General features: G+C 65.4%; 13 protein-coding genes. 12 read left to right on the top strand and 1 reads right to left on the bottom strand.

Annotation, left to right across the window (positions count from 1 at the left end):
- Positions 1 to 5 precede the first annotated feature (5 nt).
- The 4 genes from proB (at position 6) to FJ423_RS11550 (ending at position 4,826) form a co-directional block, all read left to right on the top strand.
- Positions 6 to 1,145: a glutamate 5-kinase gene (gene proB, locus FJ423_RS11570; protein WP_140841790.1), complete on the top strand. Its 1,140-nt coding sequence runs from the start codon at positions 6 to 8 to the stop codon at positions 1,143 to 1,145.
- Between the two features lie 20 nt (positions 1,146 to 1,165).
- A complete protein-coding gene (locus tag FJ423_RS11565; protein WP_140841788.1) occupies positions 1,166 to 2,452 on the top strand; it encodes a glutamate-5-semialdehyde dehydrogenase in 1,287 nt (428 codons plus the stop codon).
- A gap of 247 nt (positions 2,453 to 2,699) precedes the next feature.
- Complete coding sequence (locus FJ423_RS11555) at positions 2,700 to 3,287, top strand: nicotinate-nucleotide adenylyltransferase (RefSeq protein WP_140841933.1); 588 nt, start codon at positions 2,700 to 2,702, stop codon at positions 3,285 to 3,287.
- A 252-nt stretch (positions 3,288 to 3,539) separates the two neighbouring features.
- On the top strand, positions 3,540 to 4,826 hold the full coding sequence (locus FJ423_RS11550) for an MFS transporter (protein WP_140841784.1): 1,287 nt from the start codon (positions 3,540 to 3,542) through the stop codon (positions 4,824 to 4,826).
- A gap of 27 nt (positions 4,827 to 4,853) precedes the next feature.
- Here FJ423_RS11550 and FJ423_RS11545 read toward each other — a convergent pair whose 3' ends face one another.
- Positions 4,854 to 5,705, bottom strand: coding sequence for a mechanosensitive ion channel domain-containing protein (locus tag FJ423_RS11545; protein ID WP_095767214.1), 852 nt, complete (start codon positions 5,703 to 5,705; stop codon positions 4,854 to 4,856).
- A 243-nt stretch (positions 5,706 to 5,948) separates the two neighbouring features.
- On the opposite strand from FJ423_RS11545, the gene rsfS reads away from it, so the two are divergent.
- From rsfS to FJ423_RS11505, 8 genes are all read left to right on the top strand, one after another.
- Positions 5,949 to 6,326 (top strand): ribosome silencing factor, encoded by a 378-nt coding sequence (rsfS, locus tag FJ423_RS11540; RefSeq protein WP_095767215.1) that lies wholly within the window; start codon positions 5,949 to 5,951, stop codon positions 6,324 to 6,326.
- A gap of 62 nt (positions 6,327 to 6,388) precedes the next feature.
- Positions 6,389 to 6,871: a 23S rRNA (pseudouridine(1915)-N(3))-methyltransferase RlmH gene (rlmH, locus tag FJ423_RS11535; protein ID WP_140546819.1), complete on the top strand. Its 483-nt coding sequence runs from the start codon at positions 6,389 to 6,391 to the stop codon at positions 6,869 to 6,871.
- A 197-nt stretch (positions 6,872 to 7,068) separates the two neighbouring features.
- Positions 7,069 to 8,403: a murein hydrolase activator EnvC gene (locus tag FJ423_RS11530; RefSeq protein WP_140841782.1), complete on the top strand. Its 1,335-nt coding sequence runs from the start codon at positions 7,069 to 7,071 to the stop codon at positions 8,401 to 8,403.
- 1 nt (position 8,404) lies between these two features.
- Positions 8,405 to 9,736: a S41 family peptidase gene (locus FJ423_RS11525; protein WP_176477009.1), complete on the top strand. Its 1,332-nt coding sequence runs from the start codon at positions 8,405 to 8,407 to the stop codon at positions 9,734 to 9,736.
- 184 nt (positions 9,737 to 9,920) lie between these two features.
- Positions 9,921 to 11,111 carry a divergent polysaccharide deacetylase family protein gene (locus FJ423_RS11520; protein ID WP_140841780.1) on the top strand — a complete coding sequence of 397 codons (1,191 nt, stop codon included), beginning with the start codon at positions 9,921 to 9,923 and terminating at the stop codon, positions 11,109 to 11,111.
- Positions 11,112 to 11,283: 172 nt separating this feature from the next.
- Positions 11,284 to 11,799, top strand: coding sequence for an RNA pyrophosphohydrolase (locus FJ423_RS11515; protein ID WP_140723373.1), 516 nt, complete (start codon positions 11,284 to 11,286; stop codon positions 11,797 to 11,799).
- A 76-nt stretch (positions 11,800 to 11,875) separates the two neighbouring features.
- Positions 11,876 to 13,027: an alanine racemase gene (alr, locus tag FJ423_RS11510; RefSeq protein WP_140841778.1), complete on the top strand. Its 1,152-nt coding sequence runs from the start codon at positions 11,876 to 11,878 to the stop codon at positions 13,025 to 13,027.
- An 87-nt stretch (positions 13,028 to 13,114) separates the two neighbouring features.
- Entirely contained in the window at positions 13,115 to 14,377 is a 1,263-nt protein-coding gene (locus FJ423_RS11505) for a D-amino acid dehydrogenase (protein WP_140841776.1), read from the top strand.
- Positions 14,378 to 14,449 lie beyond the last annotated feature (72 nt).

Below are 14,449 nucleotides of genomic sequence, written 5' to 3'. Positions count from 1 at the left end.
GACCGATGAAATCGCTGAGATCATACCGGCGCATCACAGTGAAGATCGGTTCGGCGCTGCTCGTCGACCGCGCGACAGGTTTGAAGCGCGACTGGCTGACCTCGCTTGCCGGCGACATCGCGGTGCTTGCCGATGCGGGCGCCGAAGTGCTCGTCGTCTCCTCGGGAGCCATCGCGCTCGGGCGCACCATTCTCGGCCTCGGCAAACGCGCGCTGAAGCTCGAGGAGAGCCAGGCGGCGGCCGCCGTCGGCCAGATCGCGCTTGCCGGCGCCTGGTCTGACGCGCTCGGCAAGGACGGGCTGAAATCGGGCCAGATCCTTTTGACCCTCGGCGATACGGAGGAACGCCGCCGCTATCTCAATGCGCGCGCGACGATCTCGACCCTGCTCAAGATGAAGGCGGTGCCGGTCATCAACGAGAACGACACGGTGGCGACCTCCGAAATCCGCTATGGCGACAACGACCGGCTGGCGGCGCGGGTGGCGACGATGATGGGCGCCGACCTGCTGGTGCTGCTTTCCGACATTGACGGGCTCTACACGGCGCCGCCGGCCAAGGATCCGCAAGCGAAGTTCATCCCGGTGGTCGACCGCATCACGCCGGATATCGAGGCGATGGCGGGCGCGGCAGCTTCAGAGCTATCGCGCGGCGGCATGCGCACGAAGCTCGACGCCGGCAAGATCGCCAATGCCGCCGGCACCGCCATGATCATCACATCGGGCACCAGGCTCTCGCCGCTGATGGCGATCGAGCGCGGCGAGCGCGCGACCTTTTTCAAGCCCAGCGCCAACCCGGTGAAGGGCTACAAGACCTGGATCGCCGGGCAGCTCGAACCGGCCGGCCGGCTCACGGTGGATGCCGGCGCCGTCGGGGCGTTGAAGTCCGGAAAGTCGCTGCTGGCTGCCGGTGTCAAGCTGGTCAGCGGCAATTTCTCGCGCGGCGATACGGTGGCGATCCTGTCGCCGGAGGGCCGCGAGATCGCGCGCGGCCTGGTTGCCTACGATGCCGCCGATGCCGTAAGGATCGCGGGTCTGAAGACGGCCGAGATCGAAAACGTGCTCGGCTACGAGGCGCGATCGGCGATGATCCATCGCGACGACCTTGTGGTAAGCGTTGCCGGCGACCAAGTATTGGCCGACGACTAGATGGGGCGGAGGGATGAACCATGCTGAAGCTGCATGAAAAGTCCGGCGAAGACACTGTGGCACTGATGGCCGATATCGGCCGTCGCGCTCGCGCCGCCGCCCGACCGTTGGCCGTCGCTTCCACCAGGGCAAAGAACGATGCGCTGGTTGCCATGGCAGACGCCATCCTGCGCAACGAGCAGGCCATTCTCGACGCCAACGCCATCGATACGTCGAATGGCGAGAAGGCCGGCTTGTCGGGTTCGTTCATGGACCGGCTGAAGCTCAATCCCGCGCGCATCAAGGCGATGGCCGACGGCATTCGCGAGATCGCCGCGCTCAAGGATCCGGTCGGCGATGTGATTGCTGCCTGGGACCGGCCGAATGGGCTCCGCATCGAGCGCGTGCGCACGCCGCTCGGCGTCATCGGCGTCATCTATGAAAGCCGCCCGAATGTGACGGCGGACGCCGGCGCGCTCTGCCTAAAGGCCGGCAATCCGGTGATCCTGCGCGGCGGTTCGGATTCGATCAATTCTTCGGCCGCGATCCATGCCTGCATGGTCGAAGGGCTGAAGGCCGCCGGCCTCCCCCAGGACGCCATCCAGTTGGTGCCGACCACCGACCGCGCCGCCGTCGGCGAGATGCTGAAAGGTCTCGGCGGCAATCTCGACGTCATCATCCCGCGCGGCGGCAAAAGCCTGGTCGGACGCGTGCAGACCGAGGCGCGTGTGCCGGTCTTCGCGCATCTGGAAGGCATCTGCCATCTTTATGTCGACCGCTCGGCCGATCTCGACATGGCGGTCAATATCGCCGTCAACGCCAAGATGCGGCGCACAGGCGTGTGCGGCGCGGCCGAGACCTTGCTGGTCGACCGCGCGGCGGCCTCCACGCATCTGGTGCCGATCCTGGAAGCGCTGCGCGCTGCCGGCTGCGAGATCCACGCCGACGCCGAGGTGATGAAGGCTTTCGCCGACGCCAGCCCGGCGACCGATGCCGACTGGGTGACGGAATATCTCGACGCCGTCATCGCGGTGAAGCTGGTCGACGGCATCGCCGGCGCGATCGAGCATATCGAGACGTTTTCCTCGCACCACACCGAGGCGATCGTCGCCGAGGATACGGCTGCGGTTGAGCGCTTTTTCAACGAGATCGACTCGGCGATCCTGCTGCACAATGCCTCGACGCAGTTCGCCGATGGCGGTGAGTTCGGCATGGGCGCCGAGATCGGCATCGCCACCGGCAAGATGCATGCACGCGGACCGGTCGGTGTCGAGCAGCTCACCTCGTTCAAATACCGCGTGCGCGGGTCTGGACAGGTGAGGCCTTGACGCTTGCCGCTAGAGTGTGAGGCTTTGCGCCCAGGCCGCCCCCTCTGGCCTGCCGGCCATCTCCCCCTCAAGGGGGGAGATTGGCAGCTTCGGCGCCGGCGCTCGGCTTGCAACGCCGGTGATTGGCGAAAGTCGCGGCGACATCTGATCTCCCCCCTTGAGGGGGAGATGGCCGGCAGGCCAGAGAGGGGGGCCTAGCACCATGCTTTCGTCCCCTCAGCCCATCGTTCCCGCCCGCTACCTCCGCATGCCCCATGCCGCCAGGGGGCTGACGGTCGGTTTGTTCGGCGGCTCGTTCAATCCGCCACATGCCGGCCATGCGCTGGTCGCCGAGATCGCGTTGAGAAGGCTCGTGCTCGACCAGCTTTGGTGGATGGTGACGCCCGGCAACCCGCTGAAAAGCGCGCGCGAACTGGCGCCGCTCGCCGAACGTGTCGAGCTGTCCGAAAAGATCGCCAGGAACCCGAAGATCAAGGTCACCGCCTTCGAGGCGGCGCAGCATGCGCGCTACACCGCCGACACGCTTGCCCTGGTCAAGGCGCGCAACCCGGGTGTGGATTTCGTCTGGATCATGGGCGCGGACTCATTGCGCGACTTCCACCGCTGGCAGCGCTGGCGCGAGATCGTGCTGACCTTCCCGATCGCGGTCATCGACCGTCCGGGCGCCACGCTCTCCTTCCTGTCGTCGGTCGTCGCCAAGACCTTCGACTATGCCCGTATCGACGAGGGCGACGCGCCGCTGCTTGCCCGCATGCCGGCGCCTGCCTGGACCTTCATCCACGGTCCGCGCTCCTCGCTCTCCTCCACCGCGCTCCGTAAGGCGGCGAAGGGATAGAGCTTTTACCTTCTCCCCCAGGGGGAGAAGGTGGATCGGCGCGATAGCGCCGAGACGGATGAGGGGTGTTCCAGCTTGGCGACACCGTTTTGTCTAGCGACGAGGTCGCCGACGTCTCACTCCGCTGGAACACCCCTCATCCGTCTTGCCGCTTCGCGGCAATCCACCTTCCCCCACAAGAGGGGAAGGGAAGTCCGGCCATGTCGCTTTTACGGCGGCTTTTTTCCTGTCCGTAGACCAAGCTGCACAAGCATGCTGAAGCAGAACCCCACCACAACCGAACCCGCCCGCGCCGCGCAATCGGCGCCGCTGATCGCCATTGCCAGCGTCATCGTGTCGATGGCGCTGATCGCGATCGGCAATGGACTGATGTTCGCTTATATCCCGGTGCGCCTCGGCGCCGACGGGTTCGACCCGACCTGGGCCGGGCTGATCGTCACCGGGCTTTCGGCCGGCGGGCTGGCCGGCTGCATCCTGACCGGGCCGCTCGTCAAGCGAGTGGGTCACGCCCGCGCCTTCATGGTGCTTTCGGCGCTGATCGCTCTTTCCAATGCGGCGATCGGCGCCGGGCCGATACCGCTCCTATGGATCGCCGCGCGGGCGCTTTACGGCTTCGCCATCTGCGGGCTGTTCATCGTCGCGCAGAGCTGGCTGAACGATGCCTTGCCGAATTCGATTCGCGGCCGGGTGATGGCGGTGTTCTATGTCGCCTATATAGGCGGGCTAGGCGTGGGTTATGCGACGCTCGCCGCGATCGACATCCACACGGCCGCGGCGGCGCTGATCGGCATCACCTTCACGGCGCTTTCCATCCTGCCGGTCGGCATGACGCGGCTGGCGCAGCCGCCGGCGCCGCAGGCCGCATCGGTGGCGTTGCGCCGCGCCTGGCGCATCTCGCCGGTCGGTGTCGCCGGCATGCTCGCCGTCGGCGGCCTGTCGATGATCGTCTCCGGCTTCGCGCCGATCCATGCCACCGCCAAGGGCTACAGTCAGGCCGACGTCGCGCTGCTGTTGTCGGCGATGCCGGTCGGCACGCTGATCCTGCAGATTCCGCTCGGCTGGATATCCGACCGCACCGACCGGCGCTACGTGCTGGCGGGCGCGGCGGCGCTCGCGGCGATCGCCAGCGTGCTTGCCATCGTCTTCGACGGCGGCGCGCTGATGGCGTTGGTGGTGATCTATCTCATCTGGGACGGAGCGTCGGAATCGATCTACGCGCTCTCCAGCGCGCATGCCGCCGACCGCGCCGGCAAGGACGAGCTTCTGGCGCTGTCGAGCTCGATGCTGTTCGCCTGGTCGCTGGCCGGCTTCATCGTGCCCGGCATCGTGACGGCGCTTTCCGCCGTCTTCGGCACCGCGACCTTCATCTATGTCGGCATCGTCATCGCATCGGCCTTCTGCCTGTTCGTGCTGTGGCGCGTGATGGCCGGCCGGCCGACACCCGCGGCCACAACCGGCAGTTTCGCGCCAATGTCGGCGCAGACGCCCCTGCCGGTGGAGCTAGCCTTCGCGCAGGATGAGGCGGTCACTTCCAAGTGAAGAACCGGCACTGAAGAACCGGTGAGACTATTGCTTGCGCGCCTCCGGCGCCGGCATTTCCGGAGGCGGCAGCGGGATCGAGATGCCCTCGGTATCGAAGGCCTGCTTGGCGCGCTTGGTCATGTCGATCTGGGTCGAGAAATAGTCGGCGGCCGACGTCCAGTAGCGCAAGGTGAGCGAAACGGTGGTGTCGCCGAGGCTGGCCACGAAGGCGATCGGCGCTGGTTCGCGCCGGATGCGCTTTTCGGCGGCGGCGATGGCAAGCAGCGTTTTTTGCGCGCGGTCGATGTCATTCCACGAGCCGATGCTCAAGGTGACGTCGGTGCGCCGCACGCCGTTGCGGGTGAAATTGCGCACCGGCTGGTTCCACAGCGTCGAGTTGGGCGCCATCACATAGACACCGTCGACGGAGCGCAGCTTGGTGGCGAAGAGACCGATCTCCTCGATGGTGCCGGCAATCGCGCCGACCTCAACATATTCGCCGATGCGGAAGGGCCTGAGCGCCAGAAGCATGATGCCGGCGGCGATGTTCTGCAGCGTGCCTTGCAGCGCCAGCCCGATGGCCAGGCCGGCAGCGCCTATTGCCGCAATGATGGAGGCGGTCTGCACGCCGAATTGGCCGAGCACCATGATGACCACAAGGATCAGGATGGCGTAACGCACGACCTGCGAGAAGAAATGCCGCAAGGTCTCATCGAAGCCGTGGATGTGGCCGAGGCCGGCATAGATCGAGCGCTCGGCAAGCCCGGCCACGAGATATCCGACAACCAGGAGGATGACGGCGCCGACGGCCGAGAAGGAATAGGAGACGATCAGCGTGCTCAGCTGCGCAAGCCCGGCCTGGATGGTAATGAGGGCGCTTTGCGGGTCGGTGGGCATGGCGGGTATCCCGTTGGTCAATGCGCCGATAACCCGTGCGTCTGGCATCGGTTCCCGCCTTTTGCGGCTTGGCGGAGCGCCTCCTCAACATCGCGCGGAATCACGCTTCGAAGGCGCCCGTCTTGAAACTGCAACGGAACTCTGCCTATCTAAGTGGTGTCACCTGATTTGCCTGGTGATTTGGTTGTTCTTGTTGGGAAAGGAAACACACTGAGAACAGCACTGCGGAAGAAGGCTGACATCATGCCTTCGCCGGCAGGGATCAGCGGAAACGACGCCGCGTCCCTCGCCATCGACACAGTCCTTGCCAGTCTGGAAGACTCCAAGGCCGAAAACATCGTCTCAATCGACATCCAGGGAAAATCGAGCCTCGGCGACTATATGGTCATCGCCTCGGGCCGATCGCACCGTCATGTCTCGGCTGTCGCCGATCATCTCCTCAAGGCGCTGAAGGATGCCGGCCTCGGCAATGCGCGCGTCGAGGGGCTGGCCAGCGCCGACTGGGTCCTGATCGATTCGGGCGACATCATCGTCCACGTCTTCCGCCCCGAAGTCCGCGAATTCTACAATCTCGAAAAGATGTGGCAGGCGCCGGATCTCGAGGAAGAGACCTTGCACTGAGCCTTGATCCGCGTGCCGTGAACCGTCACGGTGCGCGTTAGGACAAGCTCGCCGGGGCGAGGATGAAGATCACCGTTCATGCCGTGGGCCGGATGAAGACCGGCCCCGAGAGAGAACTCGCCGACCGCTATTTCGAGCGCTTCGCCAAGAGCGGGCCCGCGGTCGGGCTGGAGTTTGCCGGCATTGTCGAAATCCCCGAGAGCCGCGGACAGAGCGCCGACGAGCGCCGCCGCGAGGAAGCACAGAAGCTGCAAGCGCAATTGCAGTCCGGCACCGTTCTCGTCCTGCTCGACGAACGCGGCAAGTCTCTTTCTTCGGAAGACCTGGCCGCCCGCATCGGCCAGTTGCGCGACGGCGGCCGCAAGGCCCTGGTCGTCGCGATCGGCGGTGCCGACGGCCATGACAGATCCCTGCGCGAGCAGGCCGACCTTGTGCTGTCCTTCGGCGCGCTGACCTGGCCGCACCAGCTGGTGCGCGTCATGCTGGGCGAGCAGCTTTACCGGATTGCGACGATCCTGGCGGGTCATCCGTATCATCGATCGTGATACGGCTCGACGGCCAAGAAGCTGGGGATTGCCGGCCCACGCCAGGATTTCTGCCTCAATCGCGCGGCAACGGGGTATTCTGTTTTACGCAATCCCGGACGGAAAACCGTTACGCACTTTTCCTGGAATTGCTCTGAGCGGCGCTTCCAACATGGTTGATGGTTCGTTAACGAAGCGGCGGATAGGTTAGAGGCCTGATGTCTGAAGGCTGGACTCCGATTACCCGCGCCTGGCGCATCCGCTGCGGCTTGACCCTTGTCGCCGCCCTGGTCGCGCTCGGTCCGGCCCAGGCGGCCGAAAATTCGCTCGACCTTGCGCCCGACCCGGATCAGAGTCGGGCCGAATACGAGCAGGTTTCCAAGGAGATCACGCTCTCGTCGGAGCGGCTGGGCAAGCTCGCCGCCGACATCGCTTCGGTGCGCAAGGACTATGCTTCGATCACCGCGGCGCTCATCCAGTCGGCGATGACGGAGCAGAAGCTCGGGCAGGACATCGAGGACATCGGCGCCAAGCTCGAAGGGCTGAAGGCCGAGCAAAATAAGCTGCGCGCCTCGCTCATGGCGCGGCGCGACGTGCTGGCCGAAGTGCTCGGCGCATTGCAGCGCATGGGCCTCAATCCGCCGCCGGCGATCCTGGTCAAGCCCGAGGATGCGCTGTCGTCGGTGCGCAGCGCCATCTTGCTCGGCGCCGTGGTGCCTGAACTGCGCCAGCAGACCGATCGGCTGATGGCCGATCTCAAGGAGCAGACGCGGGTGACGGCCTCGATCGAGGCCGAGCGGGCCAGGTTGACCGCCGCCGTCACGGACCAGACGGCGGAGAAGAAGCGGCTCACCATGCTGCTCGAGGCCAAGAAAAAACTGCAGGCCGATACCCAGGCCGCGATGGCGGCAGAGCAGCAGCACTCGCAGCAGCTGGCGGCGAAGGCGAGCAGCCTCAAGGACCTGATCGCCTCGCTCGAAGCCGACAAGGCGCGCAAGGCGCAGGACCAGGCCAAGGCGAGCGAGCGCAAGTCGACGGACAACGACACCACAGCCTCGACCACCGAGCTCGCCGCGCTGCCGGTGCCTGAAGCGAACCGTCTCACGGGATCGGTGCCGTTTTCGGCATTGCAAGGCCAGATCGCGTTGCCTGTCATCGGCAAGATCAAACTGCGTTTCGGCGCCGACGACGGCAATGGCGCGGCGATGCAAGGCGACATGGTTGCGACACAATCGGGAGCCATCGTCACCGCGCCGGCGGATGGAAACGTGCTTTATGCGGGGCCGTTTCGCTCCTATGGTCAACTCTTGATCCTCAACGCAGGCGACGGGTATCATGTCGTTCTGGCGGGGATGAGCAGAATCAGCGTCGCGACCGGACAGTCGGTGCTCGCAGGAGAGCCGATCGGCGCGATGGGAGAGGCCCGGGTGGCAAGCACCTCGGCCTCGCGAAATGGAAATGCGGCGCTGGAACTCTATGTTGAGTTCCGCAAGGATGGAAAACCCGTCGATCCGGCCCCATGGTGGGCGGACCGATTTTCTGGAAGGACGTGAAATGATGCGGAAACTGTCGCTTCTGTTTGCCGGCGCGCTGATGGGCGCATCGGCAATGAGCCTGGTCTACGGCGCACCGGGTTCGGCGGCGAATGCTGCGGGTTCGGAAACCTACAAGCAGCTGGCGATCTTCGGCGACATCTTCGAACGCGTGCGCGCCAATTATGTGACGCCGCCGGACGATAAATCGCTGGTCGAGAACGCCATCAACGGCATGCTGTCCTCGCTCGACCCGCACTCCTCCTACATGAATGCCGAGCAGGCGCAGGACATGCGCGTGCAGACAAAGGGCGAGTTCGGCGGCCTCGGCATCGAGGTCACCATGGAAAACGACCTCGTCAAGGTGATCACGCCGATCGACGACACGCCGGCCGCCAAGGCGGGAGTGCTTTCCGGCGATTACATCGCCAAGATCGACGGCGAGGAGGTTCGCGGCCTTACCCTCAACGACGCGGTCGAGAAGATGCGCGGGCCGGTCAACACGCCGATCAAGCTCACCATCCTGCGCCAGGGCGCCGACAAGCCGATCGAGCTGACGGTGGTGCGCGACATCATCAAGGTCAAGGCGGTGAAGTACCGGGTCGAGAACGACATCGGCTACATGAAGATCACCTCCTTCACCGAGAAGACCTATGACGATCTCGAGAACGCCATCGAGAACATCAAGAAGCAGGTGCCGAACGACAAGCTGAAGGGCTATGTGCTCGACCTGCGCCTCAATCCGGGCGGCCTGCTCGACCAGGCGGTCAGCGTGTCGGACGCCTTCCTCAAGCGCGGCGAGATCGTCTCGACGCGCGGCCGCGATCCGAAGGACGTCACCCGCTTCGACGCCAAGCCGAAGCAGGTCGACGACATCAACGGCAAGCCGATGATCGTGCTGGTCAATGGCGGCTCGGCGAGCGCCTCGGAAATCGTCGCCGGCGCGCTGCAGGATCTGCGCCGCGTCACGGTGGTTGGCACGCAGTCCTTCGGCAAGGGCTCGGTGCAGACCATCATCCCGCTCGGCGAGAACGGCGCGCTCAGGCTGACTACGGCGCTCTATTACACGCCGTCGGGCAAGTCGATCCAGGGCAAGGGCATCACGCCCGACATCAAGGTCGACCAGCCGTTGCCCCCGGATCTGCAGGGCCGCGACCTGACCCGCGGCGAATCCGACCTCAAGGGCCACATCAAGGGCGCTGACGAGAGCTCCACCGGCTCGGGCTCGGCCGCCTATGTGCCGCCGGATCCGAAGAACGACCTGCAGCTGATCTATGCCGAGCAGCTTCTGCGCGGCGAAAAGACCGATCCGTCGTTCCCGCCGAACCCGGACAAGGCCGTGCTGAACCAGTAATGCGGTCCGGCTCTGGCCGGCTGCGAGAAGCAATGCAATGCTGCCGGGGCCGCGAGGTTCCGGCAGTTTGATTCGGGGACCGCGGTCGGGGCGCCACGCTTCTGGGTATCGCGCCGGCGATTGCGAAGTTCACGCGAGATGTCACGAAAAACGTGACCCTGGCGTGCTTCCGGGGAAACACGACTTGGCTGAGATCGGCAAGGACATCGAACGCCCGCTCGGACAGACGATCCGACCTCAGCGCAAGGCCTCGCGCGGCATCGGCTCCGGCTCGCTCATCGCTGTGCTGGCCGTGCTTGGCGTGATCGGTGTTTCCGGCGCTATTGCGCTGCGTGAAAGGCCGTTCCGCAAGCCGGAAGAAGTCGCCGTTTCGACGCCGAAGATCACCGCCGAGGCTGCTCCTGCGGCGACAGCGGCGCCCGCCCCGGCTCCGATGGCGGCGGCGCCACAGGCCAGCACGCCGATGAAGAGCGGCGGCCCGCAGATCATCCACGTCCAGACCGAAGAAGGCGACGGCCCGCCGAAGGCCGCTATCGTGATTCGCGATCCGTCGACGCTCGGCCAGAACCTCAAGGTCGCCCATATCCCGGACAGGGCGCTGATCGAGGCCACCGACACCGGACCGCTGCCGATCCGCAGCGCCGACGGCCGGCGGCCCTTCGACGTCTATGCCCGGCCTTGGTCGGGGGCGCGCGGGGCCCGGGTGGCGATCGTCATCGGCGGGCTCGCCGTCTCGCAGACCGGCACGCAAGCAGCGATCGCCAAGCTGCCGGCTGAAGTGACGTTGGCCTTTGCGCCGCAAGGCAACAGCATCGGCCGCTGGATGCAGACGGCAAGGCAAAGCGGGCATGAGATCGTCATGCAGGTGCCGCTCGAGCCGTTCGATTATCCCAACGTCAATCCCGGGCGCAACACGCTGACTGTCGCGGCCAGCCCGGACGAGAACCTGAGGAGCCTGCACTGGGCCCTGTCGCGCACGACCAACTATACCGGGGTCATGAACTATATGGGCGCCCGCTTCTCGGCCGACGCCGCGGCGATGGAACCGTTCATGGCCGAGCTCGGCAAGCGGGGGCTTGCCTACATCGATGACGGCTCGTCATCGCGCAGTGTGGCGCCTGACCTGGCGTTGAAGGACGGCGTGCCATTCGTCGCCGGCGACATGGCGATCGATGCCGTGCAGGATCGCGGCGAAATCCTCAAGAAGCTGGACAGCCTCGAAGCCACGGCGCGGGCCAAGGGCAGCGCCGTCGGCATCGGTTCGGCCTTCGATATCACCGTCGACACGGTGACGTCGTGGATTGCCGAAGCGAAGAAGCGCGGCATCGAGATCGTGCCGATCTCGGCTGTGGCGATCGATCCGCAAAAAGGCTAGCTGGGTGAATGGTCAATAGTGAATAGTGAATAGTGAATAGTGAATAGTAAGTAGTAGTAAGTAGTAGAAGATTTTCAGTGCCGCGCCGCGGTTTTTGATGCCGTCACCATTCGCCATTCACCATTCACTACTCACTACTCACTACTCACTACTCACACGGAACGCTGCCCCCATGGCTAAGACGATCGATCCCGAAACGCTGCCTTACCGTCCGTGCGTCGGGCTGATGATCCTCAACAAAGCAGGTCTGGTCTGGGTTGGGCACCGCATCGCCGAACCGGACAGCGAGTTTGCCGGCACGACGCAGCTTTGGCAGATGCCGCAGGGCGGCATCGACAAGGGCGAGGAGCCGATCGAGGCCGCCGGGCGCGAGCTTTACGAGGAAACCGGCATGCGCAGCGTGTCGCTGCTGGCCGAGGCGCCGCGCTGGATCAACTACGACCTGCCGGAGCATCTGGTCGGCGTCGCCTTCAAGGGCCGCTATCGCGGCCAGACGCAGAAATGGTTCGCCTACCGCTTCGAGGGCGATGAAGGCGAGATCGAGATCAATCCGCCTCCCGGTGGCCATAAGGCCGAGTTCGATGAATGGGCCTGGCGGCCGATGCGGGAGCTGCCCGACCTGATCGTGCCGTTCAAGCGCAAGGTCTACGAGCAGGTGGTCGCGGCGTTCCAGCATCTCGTCCCCTGAGTGGCCGCCATCTGTCCCGGTTGTCGCGGCCGCCCCATGGCCGTATTGATTGCCGATGCAATGAGCGGGGGTCGCCATGAGCGACGACACGGGACGCGGGTTTCCGGCACATGATGCAAGGAGTGGCTCGACGGTGAGCGAGGCGGCTGCCGGCGCGATCCTGACGATCGACCTCGGCGCCATCCGGGAAAACTACCGCCGGCTGAAGGCGCGGCTGAGCGCCGTCCGCTGCGCCGGGGTGCTCAAGGCCGACGGCTATGGGCTTGGCGCCGCGCAAGTGGCCTCGGCGCTGGCGAAAGAGGGCTGCGACATCTTCTTCGTCGCACTGCTTGGCGAAGGTATCGCGCTGCGCAAGGCGATCGGCCCGGGGCCGGACATCTTCGTGCTGAACGGGCTGCCTCCGGGTTCTGAACCGGAAGCCGCGGCGGCCGGGCTTTACCCGGTCATCAACAGCGCCATGCAGCTTAAGGCCTGGCGCGAGACCGCGCGAGGCATGGGCCAAAGCCTTGCCGCCGCCATCCAGGTCGACAGTGGGATGGCAAGGCTCGGCATGGCGCCGGCGGAAGTCGAGGCGGTCGCGGGGGAGACCAGCGCCTTCGATGGCGTGGACATTCGTTTCGTCATGAGCCATCTCGCCCGCGCCGACGAGCCGCAAGAGGCGGCGAACGAGAGGCAGCGGCACGAATTCGAAAGGCTGCGCAGGATGCTGCCCGCGGCGCCCGTCTCCTTGGCCAACTCGTCTGGCATCTTTCTCGGGCCGGCCTATCACTATGATCTGGCCCGCCCGGGAGCCGCGCTTTACGGCGTCAACCCGACGCCCGCCGCGCCCAATCCGATGCTGCCGGTCATACGACTGCAAGCCAAGGTGGCGCAGACGCGACAGGTCGGCGCCGGCGCCGGCATCGGCTATGGCCATACCCACCAGGCGGATGGACCGCTCGATCTCGCGACCATTTCGCTGGGCTATGGCGACGGCTGGCACCGTCGCGCCGCTTCGGCTGGCTGGTTCGAGGGCGTGCGACTGCCCTTCGTCGGGCGCGTGTCGATGGACTCGATTATCCTCGACATTTCGGCGCTTCCGGCAGGTAGGCTCGGCGAAGGCGACCTCGTCGAGCTCATCGGTGCGTCACAAAGCGTCGACGACGCGGCCGGCCACGCCGGCACCATCGGCTACGAGATATTGACCAGCCTGGGCGCGCGCTTTCACCGCCGTTACATCGGCGGATAACGCAGCACTTGGCGGGTGCCGCAAAATCCGGCAGACAGGGAATGGCCATGCCTCGCGCGGCATGATCGGCCTTTGAGGGAGCCTTGAATGAAAGTCATCGTGCTGGGCGGCGGCGTGATCGGGGTCACCACCGCCTACTTCCTCGCCGAGGCCGGTCATGAAGTGACCGTCTACGATCGCCAGCCGGGGCCGGCGCTCGAAACCAGCTTCGCCAATGCCGGCGAAGTATCGCCGGGCTATGCCTCGCCTTGGGCCGGGCCCGGTATCCCGGTCAAAGCCGTCAAATGGCTGTTGATGAAGTACGGCCCTCTGGTCGTGCGGCCCGCCTTCGACCCGAACATGTGGACCTGGCTCCTCAAGATGCTGCGCAACTGCACGGCCGAGCGCTACGCGCTCAACAAGTCGCGCATGGTGCCGCTTGCCGAATACAGCCGCGACACGCTGAAGGCGCTGCGCGAGGCGACCGGCATCACCTACGACGAACGGACCGAAGGCACGCTGCAGCTGTTCCGCAAGCAAAAGCAACTCGACGGCACCGGCGGCGACGTCGAGGTGCTGAAGAAATACGGTGTGCCTTACGAGATCCTCGACCGCGACGGCTGTATCGCCGCCGAGCCGGCCCTTGCGGCGGTGCGCGAGAAATTCGTCGGCGGCCTCAGGCTTCCGGGCGACGAGACCGGCGACTGCAAGATGTTCACCGACAAGCTCGCGGAACTTTGCGTGGCGCGCGGCGTGACCTTCGAATATGGCTCGACCATCCGGCGCATCGTCAGGAACCGCAATCGCCTCACCAACGTCCTCACGGAGGGCGGATGGAAATCCGCGGACGCCTTCGTGATGGCGATGGGCAGCTATTCGGCGCAGTTCATGCGCTCGCTGGGGCGGCCCATACCGGTCTATCCGGTCAAGGGCTATTCGATCACCGTGCCGATCGACAATGTCGAGGCCGCGCCTGTGTCGACCGTCATGGACGAGACCTACAAGGTGGCGATCACCAGGCTCGGCGACCGCATCCGGGTCGGCGGCACGGCGGAGATTTCGGGCTATGACCTTCGCCTGCAGGAATCGCGCCGCCGCACGCTCGAACACTCGGTCGGCGATCTCTTCCCCGGCGGCGGCGATCTCAAGGCGGCGAGCTTCTGGTGCGGCTTGCGGCCGATGACGCCGGATGGACCGCCCTTGATCGGGCAAAGCGAGGTTGCCAACCTCTATCTCAACACCGGCCATGGCACGCTCGGCTGGACCATGGCCTGCGGCTCGGCCAAGGTGCTCGCCGACATCATGTCCAACCGGGTGCCGGAGATCAACGCGCGCGACCTCAGCCCGGAGCGGTATCTCAAACCTATCTGAGGGGCTTTGCATCTGCTTCGGCGGGCTTGCCTCGGAACGCTTCCCCGACCCAGCTGTCGCCGAACAGCTGCT

Source organism: Mesorhizobium sp. B2-8-9 (genome assembly GCF_006439475.1).
Lineage (GTDB): Bacteria > Pseudomonadota > Alphaproteobacteria > Rhizobiales > Rhizobiaceae > Mesorhizobium.
The sequence above is the reverse complement of the archived record's forward strand: the minus strand, read 5'-3'. Positions and strand labels throughout refer to the sequence as shown.

Coding starts and splice junctions, on each gene's coding strand:
- proB (WP_140841790.1), top strand. CDS start 6: ATGAAATCGCTGAGATCATACCGGCGCATCACAGTGAAGATCGGTTCG.
- FJ423_RS11565 (WP_140841788.1), top strand. CDS start 1,166: ATGCTGAAGCTGCATGAAAAGTCCGGCGAAGACACTGTGGCACTGATG.
- FJ423_RS11555 (WP_140841933.1), top strand. CDS start 2,700: ATGCCCCATGCCGCCAGGGGGCTGACGGTCGGTTTGTTCGGCGGCTCG.
- FJ423_RS11550 (WP_140841784.1), top strand. CDS start 3,540: ATGCTGAAGCAGAACCCCACCACAACCGAACCCGCCCGCGCCGCGCAA.
- FJ423_RS11545 (WP_095767214.1), bottom strand. CDS start 5,705: ATGCCCACCGACCCGCAAAGCGCCCTCATTACCATCCAGGCCGGGCTT.
- rsfS (WP_095767215.1), top strand. CDS start 5,949: ATGCCTTCGCCGGCAGGGATCAGCGGAAACGACGCCGCGTCCCTCGCC.
- rlmH (WP_140546819.1), top strand. CDS start 6,389: ATGAAGATCACCGTTCATGCCGTGGGCCGGATGAAGACCGGCCCCGAG.
- FJ423_RS11530 (WP_140841782.1), top strand. CDS start 7,069: ATGTCTGAAGGCTGGACTCCGATTACCCGCGCCTGGCGCATCCGCTGC.
- FJ423_RS11525 (WP_176477009.1), top strand. CDS start 8,405: ATGATGCGGAAACTGTCGCTTCTGTTTGCCGGCGCGCTGATGGGCGCA.
- FJ423_RS11515 (WP_140723373.1), top strand. CDS start 11,284: ATGGCTAAGACGATCGATCCCGAAACGCTGCCTTACCGTCCGTGCGTC.
- alr (WP_140841778.1), top strand. CDS start 11,876: ATGAGCGACGACACGGGACGCGGGTTTCCGGCACATGATGCAAGGAGT.
- FJ423_RS11505 (WP_140841776.1), top strand. CDS start 13,115: ATGAAAGTCATCGTGCTGGGCGGCGGCGTGATCGGGGTCACCACCGCC.